7 protein-coding genes and 3 pseudogenes are annotated in these 7,537 nt (G+C 64.5%); 6 read left to right on the top strand and 4 right to left on the bottom strand.

Annotated features, from left to right (window positions below; all coding sequences use genetic code 11):
* Positions 1-110: pseudogene (locus tag Q8W71_RS31975) on the top strand (IS5/IS1182 family transposase); the annotation flags it as partial.
* Here the strand turns inward: Q8W71_RS31975 and Q8W71_RS31970 are convergent.
* Positions 62-1,090 carry a carboxylate-amine ligase gene (locus tag Q8W71_RS31970; RefSeq protein WP_305529368.1) on the bottom strand — a complete coding sequence of 343 codons (1,029 nt, stop codon included), beginning with the start codon at positions 1,088-1,090 and terminating at the stop codon, positions 62-64. The pseudogene Q8W71_RS31975 and the gene Q8W71_RS31970 sit on opposite strands and share 49 nt — an antisense overlap.
* A 146-nt stretch (positions 1,091-1,236) precedes the next feature.
* Entirely contained in the window at positions 1,237-3,885 is a 2,649-nt protein-coding gene (locus tag Q8W71_RS31965) for an MGH1-like glycoside hydrolase domain-containing protein (protein WP_305529367.1), read from the bottom strand.
* A gap of 358 nt (positions 3,886-4,243) precedes the next feature.
* On the opposite strand from Q8W71_RS31965, the gene Q8W71_RS31960 reads away from it, so the two are divergent.
* Entirely contained in the window at positions 4,244-4,375 is a 132-nt protein-coding gene (locus tag Q8W71_RS31960) for a hypothetical protein (RefSeq protein ID WP_305529366.1), read from the top strand.
* Positions 4,376-4,973: 598 nt separating this feature from the next.
* On the opposite strand, the pseudogene Q8W71_RS31955 reads toward Q8W71_RS31960, so the two are convergent.
* Both Q8W71_RS31955 and Q8W71_RS31950 read right to left on the bottom strand, forming a co-directional pair.
* Positions 4,974-5,180 (bottom strand): annotated as a pseudogene (locus tag Q8W71_RS31955) (ion transporter); the annotation flags it as partial.
* Between the two features lie 34 nt (positions 5,181-5,214).
* Positions 5,215-5,394, bottom strand: a pseudogene (locus Q8W71_RS31950) (IS21 family transposase); the annotation flags it as partial.
* Between the two features lie 451 nt (positions 5,395-5,845).
* On the opposite strand from Q8W71_RS31950, the gene Q8W71_RS31945 reads away from it, so the two are divergent.
* The 4 genes from Q8W71_RS31945 to tnpB all read left to right on the top strand — a co-directional run.
* A complete protein-coding gene (locus tag Q8W71_RS31945) occupies positions 5,846-6,637 on the top strand; it encodes a hypothetical protein (RefSeq protein WP_305529365.1) in 792 nt (263 codons plus the stop codon).
* Between the two features lie 39 nt (positions 6,638-6,676).
* Positions 6,677-6,889: a hypothetical protein gene (locus Q8W71_RS31940; protein ID WP_305529364.1), complete on the top strand. Its 213-nt coding sequence runs from the start codon at positions 6,677-6,679 to the stop codon at positions 6,887-6,889.
* 63 nt (positions 6,890-6,952) lie between these two features.
* Positions 6,953-7,282, top strand: coding sequence for an IS66-like element accessory protein TnpA (gene tnpA, locus Q8W71_RS31935; RefSeq protein WP_305529363.1), 330 nt, complete (start codon positions 6,953-6,955; stop codon positions 7,280-7,282).
* 37 nt (positions 7,283-7,319) lie between these two features.
* The coding region (gene tnpB, locus Q8W71_RS31930) for an IS66 family insertion sequence element accessory protein TnpB (RefSeq protein WP_305529362.1) at positions 7,320-7,537 on the top strand (218 nt) is incomplete at its 3' end.

The following is a 7,537-nucleotide window of genomic DNA, read 5'->3' as shown; positions in this document are numbered from 1 at the left end:
GCTTTGCCAAGCTCAAACAGTTCCGGCGGGTGGCCACCCGCTACGAGAAGACCGCCCGCAACTACGCTGCCGTCGTCACCCTCGCCGCCATCGTCCTGTGGCTCCGGTAACTGTCCACACCGCCTAGTGCAGCCGCGTCCTCAGCGACCAAGTCGAGCAGTACGTCAACGGCTTCGACCACTGTAACAGTGCGCTCCGCCGCCTCATCGATGAGAGAGGCGCCGGTGCCGTCACGCTCCGCCCGCCACAGGTTTTCCATCACAAAACCACGCGAGGTGCCGGTCAGGCCGGCTTGGATGTCCGGGCGCCGGCTGAGCAGTCGCACGAGGCAGCGGTAGAGCTGGGCGACGGTCAAGGTGTCGTCCAGCCGCGTGCAACTGTCCGCGACGCGCAGCTCCAGTGTCGGATATCGGGTTGAGGGGCGGATGTGCCACCAGAAGTATGTTGGATCGATCACGGCGCCGGTCGCGGTCATCACCCTAACGTACCGGGAGTAGTCGTCTGCGTCGTCGAATAGCTCCGGAAGGCCGGTGCGTGGTAGCTCGGCATAGGCTCGCAAGCGGTAGCCGTGCAGGCCGGTTCGGCGACGATTGTAGAACGGCGAGGACGTCGAGAGGGCGAGCAGCAGCGGCAGATACGGGTAGATCCGCCGCATGATATCGACCCGCGCCTCGGGCCTTGGCACTTCGACATGGACGTGCATGCCTGCGACCACGGAGCGACGCCCAGTAATCTGAAGGTCGTCCATCATCCCACGGTAGCGCGGTTTGTCGGTTTCCTTCTGGACCGACCAGACGGCGGTGGGATGCGTGCCAGCGGCGAACAGCTTGAGCCCGTGCTCGCGCGCGGTGGCTTGAAGCTCGTCGCGCAGATCGCTCAGCGCGACCCGCGCCTCCTCGACGTTTGCGGTCGGCTTCGAACAGATCTCCACTTGGTTTTCGAGGAGCTCTCGCTCGACAGAGCCTAGGCGTTTGGCCGCATCGTGGAAGGTTTGGATCGACTTGCGCGGCGCCCCCCGCGAACGGGCTGCAGCCAGGAAGAACTCTTCCTCAATCCCGAATTTGTAGTCGTGTCCTGGCCGCTCCGCCATGGCGTCTGTCCAATTCCTAAAAATGCAGCGGCCAGCCTTCAAGCGGGTGCGGGCTTTGACTCTTCGATTTCATGGAGGGCCGTCCCGATGCCGTCATGCGCGATTCGCGCAAAATCACGTTGAAGCGCTCCTGACCGCGCGAAAACCTACAATCGCAGCTTCGCGCGATCGTACAAAAGATTGACGATCAGAGATGTCCAGCCTGTCTGGTGGGATGCACCGAGGCCGCGGCCGGTGTCGCCGTCGAAGAACTCGTGGAACAACAGTGCCTCCTCGGCGCCTGCGGCCTCTCGAAACGGCAGGCGGTCGCCGAGGAATGGACGGCAACCAACCTCGTCCTTAGAGAAAAGGGCGATCAGTCGATCTTGAAGCGCGTCGGCGATCGCAGCAAGCGTGTGCATCACCCCCGAGCCGGTCGGATATTCTACGAGGAAGTCGTCGCCGTAATAGGTGTGGAAGCGGCGCAAAGCCTCGATGATCAGGTAGTTCATCGGCATCCACACGGGCCCCCTCCAGTTGGAGTTGCCGCCGAACATGTTCGATGTAGAGTCCGCTGGGTCGTAGCGGACCGTGAAAGAGGCGCCGAATTCGTTCAGGGCGTAGGGCCGGTCACGATGTGCCTTCGATAGCGAGCGAACGCCAAAGGGCGAAAGGAACTCCGCCTCGTCGAGCATCCGCCGCAGCAGCGCCTTCATTCGGTGCCCCCGCAACAGCGAGAGCAGTTTGCGGTCTTCGACGCCTCCTTCGTCCCAGCGCGAGACCAGGCGGGCGAGATGCGGCCGATTTTCCAGCAGCCAGTTTAGACGCCTCGCGAAGTCCGGCAGGCGCTGAAGCACGGAGGGCTCAATCACCTCAACGGCAAAGAACGGCACCAAACCGACCATGGAGCGGACGCGCAAGGGAACGAGCCCCGCGCCAGGAATATCGACCTCGTCGTAGTAGAACTCGTCATCCTCGTCCCAGAGGCCAAAACCCTCACCGCCCATATCGGTCATGGCTTCGGCAATGAGGAGAAAGTGCTCGAAGAACTTCGAGGCGGTGCTCTCGTACACGTCGTTGTGGACCGCAAGTTCGAGGGCAATGCGCATCATGTTAAGCGCATACATAGCCATCCAAGCGGTGCCGTCAGCCTGATGCACCATGCCGAAGCCTGGCGGCGGTCGCGACCGGTCGAACACACCGACGTTGTCGAGGCCGAGGAAGCCACCCTGGAAGACGTTGCGCCCGCCCGCATCCTTGCGGTTCACCCACCACGTGAAGTTGATCAGCAACTTGTGGAAGACGCCTTCGAGGAAGGCAAGATCACCGCGTCCGCCGCGGCGGGCGCGATCGATCTCGAACACCCGGTAGGTCGCCCAGGCATGAACCGGGGGGTTAGCGTCAGAGAACTCCCACTCATAGGCTGGGAGCTGGCCGTTGGGGTGCATGTACCACTCGCGCGTCAGAAGCAGGAGCTGCTTCTTGGCGAAGTCCGGATCAAGCAATGCGAGTGGCAGGCAGTGGAAGGCGAGGTCCCACGCGGCAAACCAGGGGTACTCCCACTTGTCCGGCATTGAGAGCACCTCGGAGGCCGCGAAATGGTGCCAGTGGGTGTTGCGGCCACTGTCGCGCTCTCGCGGGGGCACAGGTTGGAGCGGATCACCCTTGAGCCAGACCTGCACGTCGTAGGCGTAGAGTTGCTTCGACCAGATCAGCCCTGCCGCAGCCTGTCGGAAGATCGAGCGGGCATCTGGGTCTGCGATCCCATCCTGGAGGTCGTCGTAGTAGGCATCGGCCTCGGCGACGCATCGGTCGCAGACGATCCCGTCCATATCGAGCGTCCGCGTCCGCATCCCCGCCGACAGCCGCAACCGGATCCGCTTCGTTTCGCTAGGTTCCAGGCGTACAGTATAATGGAGGCCAAGCTTAGTCCCGGCATCGCGCCTGATTGCGGTATATTGACCGTCGACGATTGCCGCGTGGAGCCCATCCTTGAATGCTCCCTCAACCTCGGGCTGCCCAGCGTGGCGATGTAGGTTCGTCTCGTTCTGGCAGAACAGGACGTCCGGCTCCCCCTCGAACGCCAAGCGATAGCGGCCGAGACGGTGATGTTCGCAGGCGATGCCTCCCTCCGCATGGAGCGCGAGTTGCGGACGCGGGCTGTTCTCCCGCCACGACCACGTGTTGCGGAACCAGAGCTGCGGGATGAGGTGGAGGTCGGCAGCGTCGGGGCCGCGGTTCGTCGCGGAGATGATGACATGTATATCGTCGACATCTGCCTTGGCGTATTCGACTATCACATCGAAAAAGCGATCACCGTCGAAGACGCCAGTATCGTCGATTTCGTATTCTGGGTCATTACGGCTGCGTTGCAAGCTCTCTCGAACGAGATCTTCGTAAGGATAGGCCGCCTGCGGGTAGCGATAGAGATACTTGAGGTAGGCGTGGCTCGGGACCGCGTCGAGATAGTGATAGTGCTCCTTGACGTCCTCTCCGTGGTTGCCCTGCTCGTTGGTCAGGCCGAAGAGGCGCTCTTTCAGGATCGGATCGCGCCCGTTCCACAGCGCGAGTGCGAGGCAGAGCTGGCCACGTTCATCGCAGATCCCGGCGAGCCCATCTTCACCCCAGCGGTAAGCACGCGAGCGTGCATCGTCGTGTGTCAGCGAGCGCCACGCATTGCCGTCGCGACTGTAATCTTCGCGAACAGTGCCCCATTGCCGCTCGGCGAGATACGGTCCCCAGAGCGACCATGATCGCTCACCGCGCGCCTGTTCAGCGATCCGCCTGCGCTCAGCCCAATTGATCGCGTCACTCACCTCGATTGCTTTCGACGGTGTGCAGTTGCGAGGAGGTGACGAACACCAACTGTCCGAACCTTGATGCGATGAGGCAGCTTTGGGATCATGAGTTCCGAGCGAACAGCGATCAAGCAAGGCCGGGATGCATCATTGAAGCCAAGTGTCGTCCCACGGCGCCGGGAACTGGACAAATCTCACGGCCAGGATGGCGTGCTCCAGACGGTATGCTTCAGGGTTGACCGCGATAGCAGCCCGACGCTGCTCGGATGAGGGCGCAAAGCTTGCGACCAGACATATGACGAGCGCTTACCGGCCCATATTGCAAATGCTGGGCCAGAGTTTACGCTGCTACGCAATTCGCCTTACGGGGGATGACATGATCCGCATCCGCGCCACTGAAGACGGCACATACACGGTCTACCGGGACGATGCCATTTTGGTGAAAGGCCCGACCCGTGATCAGGCGGACGCCGTCGCCCAATCCTTGAAGACTACTGTTGTCAATTGACGACATTCTTAAGAGTTTGGTCAGCATGACAGTAAAAATCAAGCACTGTCAACATTCTGTCCGACATGCAATTTCTTGATCTCAGATGCGCGCGCTGCGGTGTCGCGTTCAAAACCATCAAGCGGAACAAGGAACACTCGGTGCTCGTGACAAGGTCGCTTTGGAGCCAAGCATGCTTGCGAGCGGCCAGCATCGCGAACCCTTGGGCTTGCTCCGACTTGAGAGCCTCGCTTCCCCGTCCTCAAACGGTGGGACCAAAGGCCGAATGACCACTTGCGTGTTGATCGACGTCGAACCACGTCCCTAGTACAATTACTGCTAATTCATTGATGTACTGAAACAAATCGAGTCACAGCGGGGTCGCGATCAGCGCCGATTGTAATCCTGCCTCTCAATGGATTTCGGGCGAAACCACAACAATTCAAGCAAACATGGAGGAGGGGGCATCCTTCAACGCTGGTCCACACTCAGTCTTCACGCGTCTCATGGTGTGGGTCGGCGTCGGGTTTCGCACGCCGACCGCGAGCAACAACAATGCTTTGCAAGTTGGATCGGCGTCGAACTTCGGCGCCGAGGGACACTCTTGAGCCGCCAATCCTCAGTACGCGCCCTCGTCGGGGATGTTCAGGATGGTGCCACAGGCCTTGCAGTGTACGGCGTCCGGCTCATGGCGCTGCAGCCCGCGCGCGGTGCAAGAAAAGCGAACCTTGTTGGGGCGGAACACCACCTGGGCGAGGCGGAAGAACAACGTTACCCTGCAGATCATCACGAACACTGACAGCAGCCGGAAGATCTGCCCCGGCAGGATAGGCGGCGACGCGCCCGCGCAGCTAGGCGGTGAAGGGGTCGAGACGATGTTCGCGCGGCGGGCGCGGCGAGTAGGCCGGCGGTTCGAGGCTGCGGGCGATGTACTTGCGCACCGTCTTGCGATCGAGGCTGAGCTGGCGGGTGATGGCGGTGACGGACAGGTCCTGGCGATGCAGGTCCAGGCTCATGACGAGTTCCCCGAGCTGGACCACCACCGACGCTCCTCGTGCGCTCACGAGGTTCGATCATCGGCGAGGTGACGACGCCCGGCTGCCCAGATCAGCGCCTCCGACCCAGCGGATGCGCGCGGAACTGGGGATTTTTCAGTCGGCGCCTCCGCCGGTTCTCCATCACTTCGTGTGGTGGGGCGGGCAGAGCGGGACCCGCCGTGGCCGCAGCGGATTCGGACGAGGGTGATGCTCACCCGAGGTCCCCTATGCCCAAGCGCTTGCTCCCGTTCATACCCCCGTCGCTGCGCGTCGTCGCCGTCACGGCCAAGCCCCAGCACGTGACTCTGCTGGCCGTGCCGCGGTCGACGGCAACGCGCTGTCCGGCCCGCCGTCTTTGATCGGACAGCGTTCACGGCTCCTACGAGCGCCGCCTCGCTGACCTGCCCTGGCAGGGCCACTCCGTCGGCTTGCGCGTGCGCCTGCGCCGCCTGCGATGCCGCAATCCCGCCTGCCCCGCCGGACCTTCGGCGAGACCCCGCCGGACGTCGCCGCACCGCACGCCCGGCGCTCGCGGCGCCTCCATGACTTGCAGCGCCATCTCGGTCTCGCCCTCGGCGGAGCTCCGGCCGCACGGCTCGCCCACGGTCTGGTCATCCCGGCCAGGCCGTCCTCCTCCCTTCGCATCGTCCGCCTCGGGCCGACCCCGGCCGCGTTGCCGCCACGCGTGATCGCCATCGACGAATGGGCATGGCGACGCGCGCGCCGCTACGGCACGATGATCGTCGATCCGGAGCACAAGGTCATCGCGGGTCTTCTGCCCGATCGCGACACCGAGGCCGTCGCCGGCGCGCAGACCGCCCTGTCGGACCAAGACGCTGCCGCCAAACGCGAGCGGGAGCAGGAAGCGCAGCGGCGGGACCGCGAGGCGGCCGAGCGCAGCCGCGCGGCTCTGGTCGAGCGCCTGAACCGCGACCGGGCGGAGGCGGAGGCCACGCTCAAGGGCGGCATCCCGCAGGACCTGCAGACGTTCCTCGGCGGCTTCGTCGCCGACGTGACAGCCATCGCGCCCGACACGCCCGACGCGCGGCTTAAGGAACTCGCCGTTGCCTACGCGGCCAAGCGCACCCGCATCGACGAGGCGGCTGGCCTCGCCCGGGCGGTCACGACCCGGAGTCGCTTCCTGCTCGACGGGGACCGGGGCGACCTGATCGTCCTGTACAATGACGGGGGCAAGGCCCCCTCCGTCGTGCGCAACCTGAGCGGCGATCTGGTGTTCGAGAACTAGCTGGCCGCCGCCTGCCCGTACCACCCGCCGCTGTCGGACGTGTTCCTGAACCGCCAGATCCGCGACCGCAGCGCCGCCCTGGGGGCCAAGCTCGACCTGCCGCTCTCGGCCTGCGGCGCGAACGTGCTGGCCGCGCAGGACCTGATCATCGCCGAGCGTGAGCGCCTGCTGCGCGAGCCGGTCGACCGGGTTGTCGCCCTGGTGAAGCTGGAGCGCCGTAAGCGCTCGGTGACGGCCGCCTTGTGCGGGTAGTGCTTCGCTTTGGATACCGGAGCTGGCGTCGGATGGCGCTGTATCGGCCCTGTGTCCGGACCTATGACCCACCCTCACATCGTTGTCGCCGGCACGCGCCGGAACTGGTCGCCCGAGCAGAAGCGGGCCATCCTGGCCGAGGCGGACGATCCCGCCACGACCGCCTCGGCGATAGCGCGTCGACACGGCCTGCATTCCAGCCTGCTGTTCCGCTGGCGGCGCGCCGTGCTGGCCGAGCAGCAGGCCCGGGCGACCTCCGCCCCGCCGGCCTTCGTGCCGCTTGCCCTGCCGTCTCCCGCCGCTGCGGCCGCCGAGAGGCCGGCCGGGTCGGGCGTCGTCGAGATCGAGCTGGCCGAGGCCATCGGTTACGGGCCGAAGCCGGTGCGGACCTGACGCTGCTGCAGGGCGTGATCGCGGCGCTGCTCCACCGATGATCCCGGTCCCGTCCGGCTCGCGCGTCTGGCTGGCCACCGGACACACCGACATGCGCAAGGGCTTCGACGGGCTGGCCGCGCTCGTGCAGGACCATCTCTTCCGCGATCCGTTCTCGGGGCAGGCCTTCGTGTTCCGCGGGCGACAGGGACACCTGATCAAGGTGCTGTGGTGGGACGGCCAGGGTCTGTGCCTGTTCGCCAAGCGCCTGGAGAA

This window comes from Methylobacterium amylolyticum, from assembly GCF_030700245.1.
Lineage (GTDB): Bacteria > Pseudomonadota > Alphaproteobacteria > Rhizobiales > Beijerinckiaceae > Methylobacterium.
This window is presented reverse-complemented; position numbering and strand designations above follow the sequence as displayed.

Excerpts from the sequence above, each read along its gene's own strand:
- Q8W71_RS31970 (WP_305529368.1), bottom strand. The coding sequence starts at position 1,090 with ATGGCGGAGCGGCCAGGACACGACTACAAATTCGGGATTGAGGAAGAG.
- Q8W71_RS31960 (WP_305529366.1), top strand. The coding sequence starts at position 4,244 with ATGATCCGCATCCGCGCCACTGAAGACGGCACATACACGGTCTACCGG.
- Q8W71_RS31945 (WP_305529365.1), top strand. The coding sequence starts at position 5,846 with ATGCCGCAATCCCGCCTGCCCCGCCGGACCTTCGGCGAGACCCCGCCG.
- tnpA (WP_305529363.1), top strand. The coding sequence starts at position 6,953 with ATGACCCACCCTCACATCGTTGTCGCCGGCACGCGCCGGAACTGGTCG.